Origin of the sequence: Serratia sp. PGPR-27, assembly GCF_022678525.1 — a bacterium.
GTDB classification, from domain to species: Bacteria; Pseudomonadota; Gammaproteobacteria; order Enterobacterales; family Enterobacteriaceae; genus Serratia; species Serratia nematodiphila.
This window is the reverse complement of the sequence record NZ_JALBYS010000047.1, coordinates 1-17,745: the sequence shown is the minus strand read 5'-3', so window position 1 is coordinate 17,745 and position 17,745 is coordinate 1. Positions and strand designations below refer to the sequence as shown.

Below are 17,745 nucleotides of genomic sequence, written 5' to 3'. Positions count from 1 at the left end.
GCTTATGACTGAGAAAGCCGCGCTGTTGGCTCAGCGCCTGATACGCAATGTCGAACAGGTAGAGATGAAACATGACCGGCGGCCGCCGTTGTATGACAGCGTCAGCGCCCGTCTCGGCACCGGCACCGCCGCCGACAAGCTGGGCGCCTCTTTCGATTGTGTGGCGCCGGGCATGCGTTCCTGCCCCTACCATTTTCACTACGCTCAGGAGGAAATGTTCATCATTCTGGAGGGCAGCGGTACGCTGCGAGTGGCCGGAGAAATGCTGCCGATCGTCAGCGGGGATGTCATTTTCATTCCGCCGGGCCCGGAATACCCGCACCAGATCATCAACACTTCCGATGCGCCGCTGAAGTACCTGTCCGTCAGCACGCGCGAACAGCCGGAGCTGGTGATGTACCCGGATTCCGGCAAATACCAGGCGATGGCGCGCAGCGCAGACGGCGAGCAGGTGCGCTACCTGCAGCGCCCTTCAACCTCGCTCGATTACTGGCAGGATGAACCCTGAATCGCCGTCCGGCAACGGGATATCCAACGCGCGCGCCGCCAGTTCGGCCACGCGAAAGTCAATGTCAGCCGCCTGCCCGTCTTCCATGAACCAGGCGGCGGAGAGCCCCGACCAGGCCAGGATCCATTGCAGCAAGCGCCGGCGATCCAACCCGGCCAACCGGCACACCTGTTCCACGCGGCGCTGGAAAATGGCCGGATCGGTGGCGATACCGTAGTTGGGATTGCAGAAGATATTGGCGTAATCGAAGCCCCGTTCACCGTACAAACGCTTGGGGTCGATCGCCAGCCAGCCGCGTTCGCCGAAGTCGAGCACATTGTCATGGTGGATATCGCCGTGCAGCACGCTTTCTTCTCGCGGGCTGCTCAGCAATTCCGCCGCCGTTGTGGCGCTGAGGCGCAGCATGCCGCCGTGCGCCTGCGCCGCCGGCCACAGCGAGCTGAACCACTCCTGCAGCGGGATCAATTCGGGCAGCGGTGCCTCTCGCGGCGCATGCAAGGCGGCGATCGCCCGGCACAGGATCTGCGTGGCCTGTTCATCGTCGCCATCACGCACCAACTGCGCCAACGAACCTTCGCCCTGCGCGCGCTCCAGCAGAATGCCGTCGTCGTGCCACGCCAGCACCAGCGCGGCGCCTTCCCCGCGCCACCAGCACATCAGCCGGCCACCGAAGCGCTCCTCCTGCTCGCGGGCGATCTTCAACATGGCGGCCTCGCCCCGGTAACGCACCGGCATCAGCAGACTGCTGTGGGTTTCGAAGGCTTTGCCATCCTGTTCCAGTTGCCAGCGTTGCAGGTAGGGAGTAAAAATCGGGTTCATCGTCTCATGCGTCCTTGTGGCCGAGCTGCGCCGCACTGTCACATTCGGGTGAAGACGACGTATAAAATAAAGAGGGATGATACTCTCAAATATCATCGGTGCGCGGCGCCTGGCCGCCGTTTCTTCAGTATCCTAACCAAGTTTGTCGATTTTATTAACCGGTCTTGCGCGGGGTTTGACCATGACATCATTAAAACGCACGAATTATCCGCAGTTGCCGACGCCGGGCGGCCCCTATGTGCATGCGGTGCGCCACGGCGATCGCTTATACGTTTCCGGCTTGACGGCCTTCGCCACCGACGCTCAGGGATTGAGCGCGCCGGAGCAAACGCAGGAGATCCTCGAACAGCTGGCCACCATTGCCGCCAGCGAAGGCGTCAACCTCAAGGCATTGATTAAAATCAGCGTGTTCCTGACCGACATCGCCGATCTGGCGGGCGTGCGCCCGGTGCTGTTTGACTATTTCGATGGCGCGCTGCCGGCCTGTTCACTGATGGCGGTCAGCGCGTTGTTCTCACCCGCGGTGTGTGTGGAAATAGAGGCGGTGATGGCGTTGCAGTAATGCGCGGCTAGAGCGCGCCCTCATCCGGCACGCAGGGGCCGATCTTGAACCAGGCTTTGGCGATCCGCCCCTGTTCCACTTCATAGATGGCGATGACATCCATTTTGCCGCGCCCCTGCGGGAAATTGCGCGTCACCACTTCCTGATCGACCACCATATTGCCTACCGCCATGCGTTTTATCCGTTCGCCATACAGACTCGGCTCCTGGAAACGCACCATATGCCGTTCACGGATCGCCGCCTTGCCGCTGGCCAGCAGCGTGTCTGGATGCTCGTAATACTGGGCGTCGTCCGCCCAGCAGGCCATAAAGGCCTCGATGTCGCGGGCGTTATAGGCGTCAAGCTGTTGTTGAACCACATCCTGCGGGCGTGCCGTTTTATCGTTCATCACATCCTCCTGCCGAAGTTAACCGCCGCATGCGTCGAACCCATCACGTTAACCGCCCAGTGCTACAGCTTGATGACACGGCGAATTATGAATAAAAACCCAAAAATAACGAATAAATAACCTACCATGCCCAATGAACAATTCAAGCGCCCACGCATAAATTTTCTGCGCCGCGCCAGGGGCGGTGAAAACCGCATGACGCCGCGCGTTAATCTTTGCGACGGTGAGGGAAATTCTGCTAATTTAGCGTGAACAGCCTGACGATAACGAAACGCTATGCAGCAAAAACCGGTGTTGGACGAAGCCAGACAGTTAAAACGACTCAACGCCGCCACGCGGCGCCAATCCCATATGTACAAATGGATCGCGCTGATTGCGGCGCTGGATGCGCTGTTGGTGTTTTGGTATGACCGGGATATGCGCAACGTCACCTTCTCGGGAGCGGTTGCGCTGGTGTGCGGCTATTTGTGGATCCGCGATCGCAACAAGGCCCGGGGTTACCGGCGCGAGTTTGACCGCAAATTCGGCAAGCGCAGCGGCGATTAAGGCTGCATCGCCTCCAGCACTTTAGCACTGTCGACGATCTGCACGAACTTCACGATTTTGCCGGCGCGCAGCGTATAAATATGCGCAAAAGAGGCGCTGAAGGATTTGCCGGTGGCCCGGTAGGTGCCGTGATAAAAACCCTGAGCGATCACGTTGTCGCCGGCGTCGTAAAAGTGATCGACGTCGGCGCGGTAACCTTGCCATTCGCTGCCCAGGCGCTGATGCACGTTCTTGATGATGTTCTCCGGGCCGATATAGGTACCGGCGTAAGGGAAACCGGCGGCTTCGGTCCACTCGGCATCGGGGGCCAGCGCCGCCAGCAGATTGCGGCCGTTTTCTTCGGAGCTGCCTTCATAGGTTGCGCGCACTATTTCAAGAGGGGTTGGCATGTCTCTTCTCCCATGGCTGATGAGGATATTCCGGCCATCCCCGCGGACACAGGCTCTCACCAGGCGGAGACGGCGGAATTCGGCTATTCTAGGTTGCTTGTTTCGCTGCAAAAACCGCAGTTATGACAATAGTGGGTTGCACTTTAGTAAACAATAGCCGTTTTACTGTCATCCTCCCGGCATCCGGCACGGCTATGCTGATTGACCGATTTCCCCCAACAGGAGCTGAACGTGTCTTTACCCTCGCTGACGCAAGAGCTGTTACAACCGTTTTCCCCCTACCAGGCGCTGGCACAAACGTTGCTGCCGCTCACCCTCGAGTCGGACGACGGTTCGCATGACGTCGCGCACCTGCACCGGGTCTGGAAGAACTGCCGTCGGATCAGCAAGCAGGAAGGCGGCGACCGGCGCATTCTCTGCGCGGCGGTGCTGCTGCACGACGCCGTCGCGGTGGAAAAGAATTCGCCGCAGCGCCATCTGGCCTCGCGCATGGCGGCAGAGCAAGCCACGCTGACGCTGGCCCGGCTGGAATGGGCGCCGGCGGACATCGCGGCGGTGGCTCACGCCATTGAAGCGCACAGTTTTTCCGCCGGCATCCCGCCGCAAACGCTGGAGGCGAAGATCCTGCAGGATGCTGATCGCCTCGACGCTATCGGCCTTATCGGCGTGGCGCGCTGCTTCTATATCGGCGGCCGCATGCGCAGCGCGCTGTATGACGCCGCCGATCCGCGGGCCGAACATCGTCAATACGACGACAAGCGTTTCTGCCTCGACCACTTCGAAACCAAACTGTTCAAGCTGCAAGACGGCTTCCAGACCGCCGCCGGGCGGCAGATGGCCGAACAGCGCACCGAACGCATGCGGCGCTTTGTCGACGATCTGCTGGAGGAGGTGTAATGCCGGCCTACGGGGCATTTTCGTTATGCCCATAACATTTTCGGTCATATAACGCCGCTAAACTGTAAGTCAACTTCACCGAACGGGCGGCACAGATGAAAAAGTTGACGTTGAAAGAGATGACGGAAAGCGAACAGCGGGAAGTGAAAACCGAATTGGACAAGGCGCGTAAAAGCCATGGCAGGCCGCTGACCAACGCCGAACAGCACAAGGTCAAGGATGAAGTGGTGGCGCGCATCATGGCCGCCAGAGCGAAGCTCGCCAAGGCGGAGCGTGCAGAACGCAAAGCCAACCGCTACCGGCCAAGTGGCGACACTTTCAGTTGGTCTGCCACCATCGGCTCCCGCCCGCCGCGCTGAGCCAACCCTCCCCGCCGCGGCGGGGATTTTTATTTATTAGCCAAACTCATCCTCACCGGCGAATCATGAATAACAATGTTATCAATCTGTTGTAAATTGACAGCCTGATGAAGAATATTCATTATCACCCCACTTCCCCTTTTCGCGAGACTGCCATGGCCTACCCACGCAACGCTGATATTCTGATGACGCCTGCGTTGCCCCTTGGCGGTTTGGCGGCGGTTACATCAAAGAAACAGACGCTCATTTGACCGGGGCGCGCTGTCCCGTCAGATGAGCTGACTGGATGGCACGCAACGCCCCGCCTTCAATTTTCTCATCTGGCTTCTCTGTCGGTCACACAGAAGGAATATTTTATGGCCTCATTTTCGGGTATTTGGGTGGCGATGGTTACCCCTTTCAATCACGACGCCGTCGACCTGCCGGCGGTGCAACGCCTGGCGCGGCACCTGCTCGACGCCGGCATCGATGGTCTGGTGGTCTGCGGCTCCACCGGTGAAGCCGCCGCGCTGAGCAAAGAAGAACAGCTGGCGGTGCTCGACGCCGTATTGGAAATGGCGCCTGCACGCCAGGTGGTGATGGGCCTTTCCGGCAATAACATGGCCGCCACGCTGCAAATGCAGCAGGCCATTCAGCTGCGCGACATCGCCGGCGTGCTGATCCCGGCGCCTTACTACATCCGCCCTTCGCAATGCGGCCTGATCGACTATTTTACCCAGTTGGCCGACGCCTCCACCGTGCCGGTGATCCTGTACAACATTCCGCAGCGCACCGGCATCGCCATGGAGCTGGCCACGCTGCGCCGGCTCGCACGCCATCCGCGCATCACCGCCATCAAGGACTGCGGCGGCAACCCTGACACCACCATGGCGCTGATCGCCGATGGCGAAATCGATGTGATGACCGGGGAAGACAATCTGATCCTCACCACGCTGTGCCTCGGTGGCACCGGCGCCATCTCCGCCGCCGCGCATGTTCACCCGGAACGTTTCGTCCAGTTGGTGCAGCAGGTCGCCGCCGGCGATCTGGCTGCGGCGCGCAGCAACTTCTATGAGCTGCTGCCGATGATCCACCAGATGTTCAGCTTCCCGAATCCGGCGCCGGTCAAGACGGTGCTGGCCCAGCAGGGGCTGATCGCCAACGAGTTGCGTTCGCCGATGCAGGTGGCGCCGCCGGCGCTGCAGCAGCAGATCGCCGCGACGCTGGCGCAGCTGCAGCCCGCCGAGGCGATCGTCGGTTAAATTTGTTAGCTAAGCCGCTGTAATTTTGGTGCTATGGGACTACGATGAGAGGTTAAGCATGCCCGTCATTCGTCATCAACAAGGAGCTTCCGATGAAACTGTTCTATAAAGCCGGCGCCTGTTCGCTGTCCCCGCATATCGTGCTGCGTGAGGCAGGGCTGGATTTTACGGCGGAGAAGGTCGATCTGGCGCAGAAGAAAACCGAGAGCGGCGCCGATTACCTCGCCATCAACCCCAAGGGACAGGTCCCGGCGCTGCTGCTGGATGACGGCAGCCTGCTGACCGAAGGCGTGGCGATCGTGCAATATCTGGCGGACCGTGTGCCGGATCGCAACCTAATCCCGGCGGCGGGCACCCTGTCGCGCTACCACGCGATCGAATGGCTGAACTACGTCGCCACCGAGCTGCACAAAGGGTTCAGCCCGCTGTTCAACCCGAAAACGCCCGAGGAATATAAAACCATCGCGCGCGCCAGGCTGGAGCAGCAGTTCAGCTATCTGGATTCGGTACTGGCGAAGCAGCACTTCCTGTTGGGAAGCCGTTTCAGCGTGGCCGACGCCTACCTGTTCACCGTGCTGCGCTGGGCATTCGCCCTGCAGTTCGATGTGCGCAAGCACGCCCATCTGGCGGCCTGGTTCGATCGCGTTGCGGCACGCCCGGCGGTAGATGCGGCGCTGAACGCCGAAGGATTGAAGTAAGGTTCAGCCCCGGCGGCTCTCGCCGGGGCCCGATGCCGCTTACAGTTTTACCGCTTTGAATTCGCTGCGCGGTTGCACGATCCGATCCTGCGCCGCCACTACTTGCAGCTCGTATTCTCCCATCGCCTGCGTGGTCAGCATCACCTCATACACGGCGGCGGTCACGTGCTCCAGCGCTTTATCCAGCGCCTCGCCCTTCAGCAGATCCACCAGCAGCAGACCACTGGTCAAATCGCCGACGCCGACCGGCTGACGCGCCCCGAAGTCCACCAGCGGCCGGCTGATGTGCCAGGCTTCGTCCGCCGTCACCAGCAGCATTTCAAAACAGTCGGTGTGATAGCCGGCCCGGGCCAGATGCTTGACCAGCACCAGCCGCGGCCCTTTGGCGATCAGCGCGCGGGCGGCCTGCACCGCATCGGCCACGTTGGCGACGGCCATCTGGCTCAGCATCTCCAACTCCAGCAGGTTCGGCGCCATCATGTCGCTGCACGGCAACGCCTGGCGGCAGTGAAACTCGGCCACGCCCGGCGCCACGATGCAGCCTTTTTCCGGATGTCCCATCACCGGATCGCAGAAGTACCAGGCATTCGGGTTCGCCTGCTTAACCTGGCGCACGATCTCCAGAATATGGTCGCCCTGCTCCGGCGAACCGATATAGCCACTCAACACCGCATCACAGCGCTTCAGTTGATCGATATTGGCGATGCCCTGCGCGATCTCGGTCAGGTGATTGGCCGGCATGACGCAGCCGGTCCACTGGCCGTATTGCGTATGGTTGGAGAACTGTACCGTGTTCAGCGGCCAGACGTTGACGCCCATGCGGCGCATCGGAAATTCAGCCGCACTGTTGCCGGCGTGACCAAACACCACGTGCGACTGGATAGAAAGAATGTTTTTCATCGGAACAACTGACCTCGCCATGCCGTGTGCATCAGCCCGCGGCGAAATGATAATGGGTGCACAACGCGAAAACGTCATGCCGGCGCTGTTAAAAACAAGAAATAAGAGGAATTTTTATGCTTTCGACGGCGGCATATTGTAGCGAAAACACATCGGCAAAAAAAGCGCATATCCTACAGGTAACCGTACCAACGGCGTATGTGCACTCAAAACAACCGATTTGCTTTTTTGTCATTCTTGGCTGTACTTAAAGTTCACTGAGTCTTGCATTTGGGGAGAAAAAATGAATTTCATTTCATTACAACAAGATACAGCCATTATTTTCTATGCAATCATGGGCCGATATGCAGACAACCAAGAATTGACATACTTTACAAGGCAAATCGAGAAAGCGTTATACGACAATGTATATTTGGCTAACCAGCTTATTGACTCTCCCAGTGGCCATCTTCGCTATAACGGCTTAACTACTGTGCAAAAAGTAGAATATATCTATCATAATGCGACCGGCCAATCTCCTTCACCGACCAAGTTGGACTTGTTAGTCAATCAAGTCAACGCGGGACTCTCTTTAGGTCAGTTAGTCAGTAACTTAATCAACGACACTCGTCATTACATCGGCAACGACCCCACTACAACAGCTCAGCAAAAACACATGTTCGAGACTATTAACGCTACGCTATATCCAACACCAGCGACCTCGGCTACTAGTGCTGCAGCTGACGTACAAGGGATTTATTATACTATTGGCAGTCTATTTAATGCTGATGGCGTCAATTATTGGAGCAAGGCTATTGCGGATGGACGGGTTAGTGTTAATTATGTCGCTAATAACTTTGTAGAATCACGAGCATGGTTGCTTTCCTTGAATAATGACGAATTCGTCAAGAGAATATACAAGTGCATTTACGACTTAACCCCCGATACTACAACCGTAGCTAAATACACCTCAGGTCTAAATAACAATAGCGAAACACGAGGCGACGTCATCATCCGTTTAATGACCGACGTTCGCAATGATGTAGATAACAGTATTGCCAAACAAAACTTTCTAAAAGCCACGCACGTCTATGGCTCTGGAGAATTCACGCCATTAAAGATGCAAGAAAATGTAGCGGTATTATTCCAATTACTGACGACAACTACCGGATTAGATGCCAGAGGACTTGACAGTTTTAGTAGAATGTTAGACAGTGGAAAATCTGAACTAGCATTATTGACACTTCTTACGCAGTCTACCTCACATTTTAGTTCCGCCTCAGATTTTAGTTCACTTTATATCAAACTATATGGCCAAGCTTTAACTAATGAGCAAAAAAACGTTATATTGCAACAAGCGGAGAACAACGCCTTACAGGCGACATTAAATATTATAGAGGCATATCGCAATGGGAAATCACCATTGAATGATGGCCCTCTCCCGCTAACCAAAGACATTGCCACACTTGAACAACAGATAGGCGAAAAATTAGGTTACCAGGAGAATGGAAAAATCACACTGGATCGAGACGGCGCATTGATTGGCGATATTAACTCAGGGAGCATTCATAGATTATCACATGCCGAAATTGGCGTCCTTAACTCTGCTTCTCTGGATGTTAATTATGCCAGCGCAATCGATCTTAGATTTGCAAAATCATTAAAAAACTTAACATTACAAGGCGATTACGCCGCCAATGCCATTGTTATTAACTCATTGAGTGGAAGATCGATAACTCTTTACCTCAACAAAAACAATCTGTTAAATGCAGACAATATCATTGAGCTCACCGAACTTGCCAGTAGCCGATTGATAGCCGATCAACTCAATATTGCCGACTCGAAAATAAATATGAGTCTCAGTGGAAACGAACTCACTCGATTGCTATGGAATGGCAATAGTATTGCAGGGGGAGCAAACGCTATCGATAAAGAGTTTCTGGCAACGTTTTTAGCCAAGTCTTCTTCTTCGCAGAGCAGTATTTCTGCTAATTTTATCAGCAAAAACGTATACTTGACATCTAACGGCGGCAATGGATATGACGCCGAAATTATAAGTAATATAAATCAGTTTTTGTATTTTGGCGGTATAGAACTTGGTGGTTATCGTGGTACAGGAAACATCTATCTTAACGGTGAGTTAATCTCAATCGAGGGAAAAAATATTTTTGATTTCGGTCTATTAAACCAAACTGCCAAGGTCTATGGCACTTATCCTCAGCCAATAAAGATTCTGGCTCAAGGTGAACTACCGAAAACACCTACCGATGGAGGTAAAGCCACTGGCTCTTCGGGATTAATCTTGTCCGGTATGGCTGATGATGTAAAGGTAATTAATACCAGTTGGTCCAGTATGCTTACGATAAATGGGGATGCCTCTGCTAGCAGTAAATTGACGCTTGAAATGGCAAAACACCTCGTCGATGATGCTTTCAAAATCAACATAGGCGCTAATAATGGCGGATGGATTAATGCAGGAGAAATAAATATAATTAGTCAAGATAAAACGACACAAGAAAGTCTGAAATTAGAGTCAAGTGGAAACACAATAAATACAATTTCACTCGGGGGAAGCGATAACAATATATCAAATATCACAGTTACCGCCAGTACACGACTATACCTAACCATTAAAGAGGATTTTAGTGATACGCTGCAATCCATAGAATTACCTGAAAATGATCCACGCCACAATGCCGTCATTGATCTTTTCCTCGAGAAAGGTGGTAGTGGTGGTGGCGCTTTCTATTCGCTTCTGTCTTCTCTAAACAACATATCCCCTTACGAGCATGTCATTAGCAGTCTTTTTGGTAACTTATTGGATATAGAAACCTTCAACGGCGGTAACTTTACGGTACATGGCAATACAATCATTGGAAACTCAACAACTGGCGTGCGAAACGTATCCTTCGAAAATAGTAATATAGAGGATTTGGTCACCTTAAATAGATACAGTTACGATCAAATACATGCTGGGTCAGCTGATAGAAAGTGGAATTTTGGGCCGAATGAAAAAGGTAACATTGAAATTTATGGTAACATTAGTCAACCTAATCAAATTAATACGTTATTTAATTCATTGGCAATAAATAACACTGATCGTGCGTTTGATGTTTTAGCCAAGGCAATGTCAAAAATCACCAAAGGTGCCAGTGAAAATAGTTTAGCTGAGGTGGGCGCAGTGGGAATGGGTGACAACATCTATGTTATTATCGACAAAAACCACAATCAGAAATTCGACGAAAATGATACTGTTTTTTCTATCGCAAATGAAAATATCTATTCATTAGCAAATACTCTTCATTATCAAGCTCCTACAATTGATCTTAACGGTTTTGCGCCGGACTATTTTGCTTAAAAAAATGGCCCGGAAATATTTCGGGCCATTCATATGGGACTATTTTATTTACTGCCAATCCACCAGGCAGTAATGCTTTTTGCCGCGACGCAACAGCGTGTAGCGGCCGAACAGACGGTCTGAATCGCTAAAGCGGTATTCGGCATCGGACTGCTTCTCGCCGTTGATGGTTACCGCGTTGGAGCCGATCATGGTGCGCGCCTGGCCGCGTGACGGTACCAGCTCGGCATTCACCAGCGCTTGCTGCAGATCGGCGTCGCGGTCCAGTTTGATGGTCGGCATGCCGTCCTGCGCCAGCTGGGCGAAGTCCGCCTCGGTCATGTCGTGCAGCGCACCGGAGAACAGACTCTGGGTGATGCGCTTGGCGGCCGCCAGGCCTTCCGCACCGTGCACCATGCCGGTCACTTCTTCCGCCAGCACGTATTGGGCGCGCGGCGCCTTACCGCTGTTCTTGTCTTCTTCTTCCAGCGCGTTGATGTCTTCCAGGCTCATGAAGGTGAAGAACTTCAGGAAGCGGTAGACGTCGGCGTCGGCGGTGTTGATCCAGAACTGGTAGAACTTGTACGGGCTGGTTTTTTCCGGCGCCAGCCAGACCGCGCCGCCCTCGGTTTTACCGAACTTGGTGCCGTCGGCTTTGGTGATCAACGGCACGGTCAGGCCGAACACCTGCTTCTGATGCTGACGGCGCGTCAGATCGATACCCGAGGTGATGTTGCCCCACTGATCGGAACCGCCGATCTGCAGCTCCACCTGGTGGCGGTTATACAGCTCGGAGAAATCGTAGCCCTGCAGCAGGTTATAAGAGAACTCGGTGAAGGAGATGCCGGAGTCGTCGCGATTCAGACGCTGCTTGACCGCTTCCTTGTTGATCATCTGGTTAACGGAGAAGTGCTTGCCGATGTCACGCAGGAAGGTCAACACGTTCATGCCGCCGAACCAGTCGTAGTTGTTGGCCGCGATAGCGCTGTTGCTGCCGCAGTCGAAATCGAGGAACGGGGAAACCTGTTTGCGGATCTTCTCGACCCACTCGTTCACCGTATCGGTGGTGTTCAGCTTGCGCTCCGCCGCTTTGAAGCTCGGATCGCCGATGAGGCCAGTGGCGCCGCCCACCAACGCTACCGGCTTGTGGCCGGCCAGCTGGAAGCGCTTCAGGCACAACAGAGGAACCAGATGGCCCAAATGCAAGCTGTCAGCGGTCGGATCGAAACCGCAATACAGTGCAATTGGCCCTTGCGCCAGTCGCTCCGCTAACGCTTCCTCATCCGTAACCTGGGCAACGAGGCCCCGCTCTTGCAGTTGTTTAATCAAGTTGCTGCTTGCCATCAATGACTCCATGTATAAACGAATGCACCTTTGCCGGTACACGGCCTTTCGCCCAGTGGCGAAATAAAAATTCAGGGTAACGCATAGAATAAAGCGCCGGCGGCATCAGCACCAGCGCTTAGAGAGGATTTTCCGCCTTCAGGGTGCCAGTCGGTCAATTTTCCAGTCATTCCCGTCCCGCTGATACAGGAAACGGTCATGCAGGCGATGGGCGCCCCCCTGCCAGAACTCGACGGAGTCGAATTTCACGCGGAATCCGCCCCAGAAACTCGGCAACGGCACCTCGCCCTGCTGGAACTTCTGCTTCAGCTCGAGGAATTTGCTCTCCAGCACGCCGCGCGCGGAAATGCGCGACGATTGCTGCGAGACCCAGGCGCCGATCTGGCTGTCCTTCGGCCGGCTGTTGAAATACTTCAGCACGTCGAGCGTCGACAGACGCTCCGCCTGGCCGAGGAAAATCACTTGGCGATCGAGCATGTGCCAGGGGAACAGCAGGCTGATATGCGGGTTGTGCGCCAGCTGTTGCGCCTTGCGGCTGCCGAGGTTGGTGTAGAACACCAGCCCCTGCTCATCGAAATGCTTCAGCAGCACGATGCGTTGATAAGGCTGGCCGTGTTCGTCGACGGTCGCGACGCACATGGCGGTGGGATCCGCCAGGCGCGCGTCGCAGGCCTGTTTCAACCAACGTTCGAACAGTTCGAGCGGGCTGGCGGTCAGATCGTTGCGGCGCAGGCCGCCCCGGGTGTATTCACGGCGCAGGTCCGCAACATCAAACTCATTCTTTTCAATCATCTGGGTTATCGACCAACTGAAAAAATCCGTCGTTACATTCTGCGCCTGCGGCGTCAGGAACTCAATCGCTCCGACGCCGCCGTCAACCCTCACTCCGTCAACACGCAGTCGCTCATGACTACCTTGCCGTTGCGCTCAAGATAGGCGTTACGGTCTTTCGACCAAAAAGTGTATTTACCGTCGCTGTATTTGGCGCCGGTCAGCGCCAGCACCTGCTTAAGATGCAGCTGCTCGCCATCCATCAGCAGGCTGACTTCACTCGCCTTGCCGTCGAGCGCCACCGTCAGCGGCGTGGTGCCACACTGATAGTGCACCGTCTGGCTGCTCTGCGGCAGGATGTAACTGCAGCCGGACAGCGCCAGCGCGCCGGCGACGAAAATGACTTTTTTCATGCTGTTGCTCCTTAGAAAAATCCTTCACAGGCTATCCTAACAGAGCTAACGGCCCCCCAATGGCAAAACCGGATAAATCCCACCCAGCACCGTTTCACGGCTGGCGCCGGTTACCGAAGGCAGGTTGCCGGCCTGGCCGGACAGCGTACGGAAGGCCAGCCAGGCAAAGGCCAACGCCTCCATGTCGTCACCGCTGACGCCGAAATCGTCGGTCAGCCCAACTTCCGTGCCCGGCAGCAGCGCCGACAAACGCGCCATCAGCAGCGTGTTGCGCGCCCCGCCGCCGCACACCAACAGACGTTCGCACCCGCCGGCCAGCTGCACCTGTTCGCTGATGCTGACGGCGGTCAGTTCCGTGAGCGTGGCCTGAACGTCGACCGGCGCCATCGCCGGCAATCCGGCCAGCTGCCGCTCCAGCCAAGCGATATTGAAATACTCGCGGCCGGTGCTTTTCGGCGCCGGCTGCGCGAAGTACGGATCCGCCAGCATCTGCTGCAACAACGGCAAGCAGACTCGCCCCTGCATCGCCCAGCCGCCGTCCTGATCATAAGGCTGCGCGCGGTGGCGCCACACCCAGGCGTCCATCAGCATGTTGCCCGGCCCGGTATCGAAACCGCGTACCGCCGTACCGGGCAACAGCAGAGAAAGGTTGGCGATGCCGCCAACGTTTAGCACCATGCGCCGCTCGACGGGATGCCCCAGCAGCGCCTGATGAAACGCCGGCACCAGCGGGGCGCCCTGCCCGCCGTACGCCATGTCGCGCCGGCGGAAATCGCCGACGGTGGTGATATTGGTCAGCGCGGCGATGCGGTTGTTATCGCCGAGCTGCATCGAGAAACGCGCGTCGCCTTCCGGCTCGTGCCACACCGTCTGCCCGTGGCAACCGATGGCGGTGACCTGCTCCGCGTCGATGCCGGTTTGCTTTAGCAGACCGAGCACCGCCTCGCCGAACAGCGTACCCAACTGCGCGTCCAGCCGGCCGACGGCGGCCAACGTAGTTTGCTGCCCCTGGCACATCCCCAGGATCTCTTTTTTCAACGCCATCGGCATCGGATGGCTATAGCTGGCCTGCTGCGCCACCATGCGATCGTCGATCGCGGCCAATACCACATCGATTCCGTCCAGACTGGTGCCGGACATGACGCCTATATAGCGGCCTGACTTCATAGCAACATCCTCTAACCCGCGCAGTAAGCAAAATTTATCCTGACAAATAAACCAGAATTGCCGGATTAACGCCATGAATTATGATGCTTTTTTTACGCACCGTGAGCCAGATGCCTTCTGGCGCCGCTGTGGCACGGGCTATGTGTTAAACCGTGCCATAACAGGCGACGGAATGTCGCCAAGGCTGTCATAAAGGTAAACCGCGGTTTATTATTGGTTGAACAGAGAAAAGTTAAGCTGCATGCAGCGATGAAGCATGGCGGTGTGTCAACTTTCAGCCATACTTTGTCTATCATTTTCACTGAATCTTGCCTGGTGAGCATTGCCAGGCTATGGACTACTACCATCAGGAGTTTTATATGATCAAGCGTCTTCTCGTCGTCGCCGTCGCCGCCGTTACGCTGGCCGGCTGTGCCAATGAATCCATGTCCGGCGATGTCTACTCGTCCTCGCAGGCCAAGCAGGTACAGACCGTCACCTACGGGACGCTGGTTTCCGTGCGTCCGGTTAAAATTCAGGGCGGCGAAGGCTCCAACGCCATGGGGATGATCGGCGGCGCGGTGATTGGCGGGCTGTTGGGCAACACCGTTGGCGGCGGCACCGGTCGTACGCTGGCTACCGCGGCGGGCGCTATTGCCGGCGGCGCGGCAGGTAACAGCATCGGTGAAGTGGCCGGTCGTACCTCCGGCTACGAGCTGGAAATCAAGACCGACCAGAAAGAGAACATCGTGGTGGTACAGAAAGCGGGCGACAGCAAGTTCAGCCCTGGCCAGCGTGTGCGCATGGCGCGCATGGGCGACACCATCACCGTTTCCCCGCTGTAAGTCAGTCGGCGACAAACGGCAAACCGGAGGCAATCGCCTCCGGTTTTATTTCTGATGCTGTGAAACTGTAATCGTAGAAAATAAGAATATTATTATTTGTTCTGCAGTTCGGTGATATTTTGTTCTAACTTGCCAATCAGCCCTACCAACAGATGCACTTCGTCGGCGGTAATGCCGCTTAAAATCTCACTGCGTGTAGACGTGATCACGCTGTCCACTTCCCTGATGATCGGATCGGCCGCTTCGGTCAGCTTGATGCGCTTCGCGCGGCGATCGTTGGCACAGGTGTGACGCGTGATCAGCCCCTTCTCCTCCAATTGGTCCAGCGTGCGAACCAGTGACGGTTGCTCGATACCGATCGCCTTGGCCAACTGGATTTGCGACTGCTCCGGCGGCAAACGATTGATATTGTGCAAAGTGACCCAGTGCGTTTGGGTCAGCTCCAACGGCTTGAGCCGATGATCGATGAGCGCGCGCCAAACACGAACTAATCGTGCTAAATCTGAACCTAATGTTGACTCCACTTCCCCCTCCTTATAATTAGCATGCTAACATTACCTCCCAGAGTTTAGACTATTTTGGGTAACTCACATTAAAAACACAAATGTATATAATGTATATTGTGGAAATAGCCACTATTTTCGGCCGTTATCGTTTAATCGTTATGCAAATATTCAACATATTCACCCTTAGGGATTGTTAATGTGAATACATCATGGTTACACACCTCATCCCCCTTACCCGATTTGGTCCTGGGGGCATCGCTTTATTTTCCACCTATATTTAAAGCTTTTTTACTAGGACTGGTCTTATGGCTGCTGATTCATCAACTGCTGAGAGACTGGATGTATTCCGGTGAAATCTGGCATCCCATGTTGATGGACCTGTCCATTTTCGTTCTGACCGTCAGCGGTTCCTTATGGATTTTAGCGAGTTGGTAACCCATGCAGCATAAAACATTAAAATACTTCTCTACGGTGATCGTCTGCGCCATTGCCGTCTGCGCCGGTTGGTGGCTCTGGAATTATTATATGCAATCCCCATGGACCCGTGATGGAAAAGTGCGCGCCGAACTCGTCAATATCACCCCTGAAGTCTCTGGAAGATTAGAGAAAATAAGCGCGAATGACAATCAGTTCGTACCTGCGGGAAGTCTGATTTTTACCCTCGACCCGGTGCCCTACCAGATCGCGCTGGACAATGCCGAGGCCGCGGTGGCAAAAGCGCAATCGGATCTGGCCAAAGCAGACCACGAGGCTGCCCGCCGCCGCGGCTTGCCGCGCAACGTTATTTCCGCTGAAGATTTGGATGAGTCCAATTTAGCCGCTCAGGCAATGAAGGCCGCCTATAAAGCCGCCCTGGCCAACTTGGAACAGGCCAAATGGAATTTGAGCAAAACCAAAATTTACGCGCCGACCGACGGTTATATCACCAATCTGCAGGCGCGGGTCGGGAACTACGCCAACGCCGGCACGCCTTTGGTCGCGCTGGTGGATGTCCATTCGTTTTATGTACTCGGTTATTTCGAAGAAACCAAGCTGAAACATATAAAAGAAGGCAATAAAGCCGATATTGTCTTATATAACGGCAACACCCCGCTGCAGGGGGAAGTAGAGAGTATCGGCCGTGCCATTTACGATCAGAGCGTTGACAGCAACAACGATCTATTAATGGACGTTAAGCCTAATGTTCCCTGGGTGCGTTTGGCTCAGCGCGTGCCGGTGCGGATAAAATTGCTCAACGTGCCCGCCGATTTGACGCTGGTTGCCGGCACAACCTGCACCATTTCGATTCATCAGCGGAACTAAAGTGTGAACCTGCCCTTTCTGGAGTGGAGCCGTACCCCCTGGGGTAAGGCGACCGGCGGCCAATGGCGCTATGCGCTGCGCAACTCGCTGGCGATGTGTCTGGCGCTGTGGGTCGCGTTCGTGCTCGAGCTCGACGAACCCTATTGGGCGCTCACCTCCGCCGCGGTGGTGAGCTTCCCCACCATCGGCGGCGTGATCAGCAAAAGCATCGGCCGCATCTTCGGCAGCCTGGTGGGCGCCGCCGCCTCGGTGGCGATCGCCGGGCACTGCCTGAACGATCCCTGGCTGTTTACGCTGTTCATCGCCGCCTGGATCGGGCTATGCACCTACGTCTCCAACCATTACCAAAACAACGTCTCTTATGCCTTCGCGCTGGCGGGCTATACCGCCGCCATCATCGCCTTCGGTACGATCAACGTCACCGATACCCAGCAGATCTTCGACATCGCCCAGGCGCGGGTTTGCGAAGTGATCACCGGCATTCTGTGCGGCGGGTTGATGATGATGATCCTGCCCAGCACCTCCGACGGCGAAGCCCTGCTGACCTCGCTGCGGCGCATGCAACTGCGCCTGCTGGAGCACGCCGCCATGCTGTGGCAGCCGGAGGTCACCGCGCAGATGCGCACCTCGCACGAAGGGGTCATCGGCCAGATCCTGACCATGAACCTGCTGCGCATTCAGGCATTCTGGAGCCACTACCGGCTGCGGCGGCAAAATAACCTGCTCAACTATCTGCTGCACCAGCAGCTGCGCATTACCAGCGTCATCTCCAGCCTGCGCCGCATGCTGCTGAAC

Annotated in this window: 21 protein-coding genes; 12 read left to right on the top strand and 9 right to left on the bottom strand. The window is 55.6% G+C overall.

The features are described from left to right. The first annotated feature begins 4 nt into the window (after positions 1-4). Positions 5-508 (top strand): cupin domain-containing protein, encoded by a 504-nt coding sequence (locus MMS95_RS21045; RefSeq protein WP_242142220.1) that lies wholly within the window; start codon positions 5-7, stop codon positions 506-508. Here MMS95_RS21045 and MMS95_RS21040 read toward each other — a convergent pair. Further along, positions 473-1,327, bottom strand: coding sequence for an aminoglycoside phosphotransferase family protein (locus MMS95_RS21040; RefSeq protein ID WP_004938393.1), 855 nt, complete (start codon positions 1,325-1,327; stop codon positions 473-475). The genes MMS95_RS21045 and MMS95_RS21040 overlap by 36 nt on opposite strands. A 181-nt stretch (positions 1,328-1,508) precedes the next feature. On the opposite strand from MMS95_RS21040, the gene MMS95_RS21035 reads away from it, so the two are divergent. Continuing rightward, positions 1,509-1,889 (top strand): RidA family protein, encoded by a 381-nt coding sequence (locus MMS95_RS21035; RefSeq protein WP_028128181.1) that lies wholly within the window; start codon positions 1,509-1,511, stop codon positions 1,887-1,889. A gap of 7 nt (positions 1,890-1,896) precedes the next feature. Here the strand turns inward: MMS95_RS21035 and MMS95_RS21030 are convergent, their stop codons facing one another. Continuing rightward, on the bottom strand, positions 1,897-2,277 hold the full coding sequence (locus tag MMS95_RS21030; protein ID WP_242142217.1) for a nuclear transport factor 2 family protein: 381 nt from the start codon (positions 2,275-2,277) through the stop codon (positions 1,897-1,899). Between the two features lie 276 nt (positions 2,278-2,553). Between MMS95_RS21030 and MMS95_RS21025 the strand changes: the two genes are divergently transcribed. Beyond that, on the top strand, positions 2,554-2,823 hold the full coding sequence (locus MMS95_RS21025; protein ID WP_004938382.1) for a hypothetical protein: 270 nt from the start codon (positions 2,554-2,556) through the stop codon (positions 2,821-2,823). Here MMS95_RS21025 and MMS95_RS21020 read toward each other — a convergent pair. Further along, positions 2,820-3,212 (bottom strand): nuclear transport factor 2 family protein, encoded by a 393-nt coding sequence (locus MMS95_RS21020; RefSeq protein ID WP_004938379.1) that lies wholly within the window; start codon positions 3,210-3,212, stop codon positions 2,820-2,822. The genes MMS95_RS21025 and MMS95_RS21020 overlap by 4 nt on opposite strands. A 231-nt stretch (positions 3,213-3,443) precedes the next feature. Between MMS95_RS21020 and MMS95_RS21015 the strand changes: the two genes are divergently transcribed. The 4 genes from MMS95_RS21015 (at position 3,444) to gstA (ending at position 6,407) form a co-directional block, all read left to right on the top strand. After that, on the top strand, positions 3,444-4,109 hold the full coding sequence (locus tag MMS95_RS21015; protein WP_031300470.1) for an HD domain-containing protein: 666 nt from the start codon (positions 3,444-3,446) through the stop codon (positions 4,107-4,109). 95 nt (positions 4,110-4,204) lie between these two features. Beyond that, positions 4,205-4,468 (top strand): DUF3811 domain-containing protein, encoded by a 264-nt coding sequence (locus tag MMS95_RS21010; RefSeq protein WP_004938373.1) that lies wholly within the window; start codon positions 4,205-4,207, stop codon positions 4,466-4,468. A 356-nt stretch (positions 4,469-4,824) separates the two neighbouring features. After that, on the top strand, positions 4,825-5,709 hold the full coding sequence (dapA, locus tag MMS95_RS21005; protein WP_242142215.1) for a 4-hydroxy-tetrahydrodipicolinate synthase: 885 nt from the start codon (positions 4,825-4,827) through the stop codon (positions 5,707-5,709). Positions 5,710-5,801: 92 nt separating this feature from the next. Beyond that, positions 5,802-6,407, top strand: coding sequence for a glutathione transferase GstA (gene gstA, locus MMS95_RS21000; protein ID WP_033633168.1), 606 nt, complete (start codon positions 5,802-5,804; stop codon positions 6,405-6,407). Positions 6,408-6,446: 39 nt separating this feature from the next. Here gstA and pdxY read toward each other — a convergent pair whose 3' ends face one another. Next, positions 6,447-7,307, bottom strand: a complete 861-nt coding sequence (pdxY, locus tag MMS95_RS20995) for a pyridoxal kinase PdxY (RefSeq protein ID WP_242142214.1) — start codon at positions 7,305-7,307, stop codon at positions 6,447-6,449. A 283-nt stretch (positions 7,308-7,590) separates the two neighbouring features. Here pdxY and MMS95_RS20990 point away from each other — a divergent pair, with 283 nt between their 5' ends. Next, the gene (locus tag MMS95_RS20990; protein WP_242142211.1) at positions 7,591-10,644 is read left to right on the top strand and encodes a DUF4214 domain-containing protein; all 3,054 of its coding nucleotides are present in this window, start codon (positions 7,591-7,593) and stop codon (positions 10,642-10,644) included. A gap of 48 nt (positions 10,645-10,692) precedes the next feature. Here MMS95_RS20990 and tyrS read toward each other — a convergent pair whose 3' ends face one another. The 4 genes from tyrS to anmK form a co-directional block, all read right to left on the bottom strand. Further along, positions 10,693-11,967 (bottom strand): tyrosine--tRNA ligase, encoded by a 1,275-nt coding sequence (gene tyrS, locus MMS95_RS20985; protein WP_048323245.1) that lies wholly within the window; start codon positions 11,965-11,967, stop codon positions 10,693-10,695. A gap of 138 nt (positions 11,968-12,105) precedes the next feature. Next, on the bottom strand, positions 12,106-12,759 hold the full coding sequence (pdxH, locus tag MMS95_RS20980; protein ID WP_004931292.1) for a pyridoxamine 5'-phosphate oxidase: 654 nt from the start codon (positions 12,757-12,759) through the stop codon (positions 12,106-12,108). 89 nt (positions 12,760-12,848) lie between these two features. After that, a complete protein-coding gene (locus MMS95_RS20975) occupies positions 12,849-13,151 on the bottom strand; it encodes an MliC family protein (protein ID WP_242142209.1) in 303 nt (100 codons plus the stop codon). 45 nt (positions 13,152-13,196) lie between these two features. Beyond that, a complete protein-coding gene (anmK, locus tag MMS95_RS20970) occupies positions 13,197-14,318 on the bottom strand; it encodes an anhydro-N-acetylmuramic acid kinase (RefSeq protein WP_033633173.1) in 1,122 nt (373 codons plus the stop codon). A 359-nt stretch (positions 14,319-14,677) separates the two neighbouring features. On the opposite strand from anmK, the gene MMS95_RS20965 reads away from it, so the two are divergent. After that, complete coding sequence (locus MMS95_RS20965) at positions 14,678-15,142, top strand: glycine zipper 2TM domain-containing protein (RefSeq protein ID WP_004931299.1); 465 nt, start codon at positions 14,678-14,680, stop codon at positions 15,140-15,142. A gap of 92 nt (positions 15,143-15,234) precedes the next feature. Here the strand turns inward: MMS95_RS20965 and slyA are convergent, their stop codons facing one another. Beyond that, on the bottom strand, positions 15,235-15,666 hold the full coding sequence (gene slyA, locus MMS95_RS20960; protein ID WP_004931301.1) for a transcriptional regulator SlyA: 432 nt from the start codon (positions 15,664-15,666) through the stop codon (positions 15,235-15,237). 180 nt (positions 15,667-15,846) lie between these two features. Between slyA and MMS95_RS20955 the strand changes: the two genes are divergently transcribed. The 3 genes from MMS95_RS20955 to MMS95_RS20945 all read left to right on the top strand — a co-directional run. Beyond that, positions 15,847-16,083: a DUF1656 domain-containing protein gene (locus MMS95_RS20955; RefSeq protein WP_004931303.1), complete on the top strand. Its 237-nt coding sequence runs from the start codon at positions 15,847-15,849 to the stop codon at positions 16,081-16,083. A 3-nt stretch (positions 16,084-16,086) separates the two neighbouring features. Further along, a complete protein-coding gene (locus MMS95_RS20950) occupies positions 16,087-16,950 on the top strand; it encodes an HlyD family secretion protein (RefSeq protein WP_015377735.1) in 864 nt (287 codons plus the stop codon). A gap of 3 nt (positions 16,951-16,953) precedes the next feature. Next, positions 16,954-17,745 (top strand): FUSC family protein (locus MMS95_RS20945; protein WP_242142207.1); only part of this gene is annotated, 792 nt, incomplete at its 3' end.

Excerpts from the sequence above, each read along its gene's own strand:
- MMS95_RS21020 (WP_004938379.1), bottom strand. The coding sequence starts at position 3,212 with ATGCCAACCCCTCTTGAAATAGTGCGCGCAACCTATGAAGGCAGCTCC.
- MMS95_RS21030 (WP_242142217.1), bottom strand. The coding sequence starts at position 2,277 with ATGAACGATAAAACGGCACGCCCGCAGGATGTGGTTCAACAACAGCTT.
- pdxH (WP_004931292.1), bottom strand. The coding sequence starts at position 12,759 with ATGATTGAAAAGAATGAGTTTGATGTTGCGGACCTGCGCCGTGAATAC.
- anmK (WP_033633173.1), bottom strand. The coding sequence starts at position 14,318 with ATGAAGTCAGGCCGCTATATAGGCGTCATGTCCGGCACCAGTCTGGAC.
- dapA (WP_242142215.1), top strand. The coding sequence starts at position 4,825 with ATGGCCTCATTTTCGGGTATTTGGGTGGCGATGGTTACCCCTTTCAAT.
- MMS95_RS21045 (WP_242142220.1), top strand. The coding sequence starts at position 5 with ATGACTGAGAAAGCCGCGCTGTTGGCTCAGCGCCTGATACGCAATGTC.
- MMS95_RS21025 (WP_004938382.1), top strand. The coding sequence starts at position 2,554 with ATGCAGCAAAAACCGGTGTTGGACGAAGCCAGACAGTTAAAACGACTC.
- MMS95_RS21040 (WP_004938393.1), bottom strand. The coding sequence starts at position 1,327 with ATGAACCCGATTTTTACTCCCTACCTGCAACGCTGGCAACTGGAACAG.
- MMS95_RS21035 (WP_028128181.1), top strand. The coding sequence starts at position 1,509 with ATGACATCATTAAAACGCACGAATTATCCGCAGTTGCCGACGCCGGGC.
- pdxY (WP_242142214.1), bottom strand. The coding sequence starts at position 7,307 with ATGAAAAACATTCTTTCTATCCAGTCGCACGTGGTGTTTGGTCACGCC.
- MMS95_RS21010 (WP_004938373.1), top strand. The coding sequence starts at position 4,205 with ATGAAAAAGTTGACGTTGAAAGAGATGACGGAAAGCGAACAGCGGGAA.
- MMS95_RS20990 (WP_242142211.1), top strand. The coding sequence starts at position 7,591 with ATGAATTTCATTTCATTACAACAAGATACAGCCATTATTTTCTATGCA.
- MMS95_RS20965 (WP_004931299.1), top strand. The coding sequence starts at position 14,678 with ATGATCAAGCGTCTTCTCGTCGTCGCCGTCGCCGCCGTTACGCTGGCC.
- MMS95_RS20975 (WP_242142209.1), bottom strand. The coding sequence starts at position 13,151 with ATGAAAAAAGTCATTTTCGTCGCCGGCGCGCTGGCGCTGTCCGGCTGC.
- gstA (WP_033633168.1), top strand. The coding sequence starts at position 5,802 with ATGAAACTGTTCTATAAAGCCGGCGCCTGTTCGCTGTCCCCGCATATC.
- MMS95_RS20950 (WP_015377735.1), top strand. The coding sequence starts at position 16,087 with ATGCAGCATAAAACATTAAAATACTTCTCTACGGTGATCGTCTGCGCC.
- tyrS (WP_048323245.1), bottom strand. The coding sequence starts at position 11,967 with ATGGCAAGCAGCAACTTGATTAAACAACTGCAAGAGCGGGGCCTCGTT.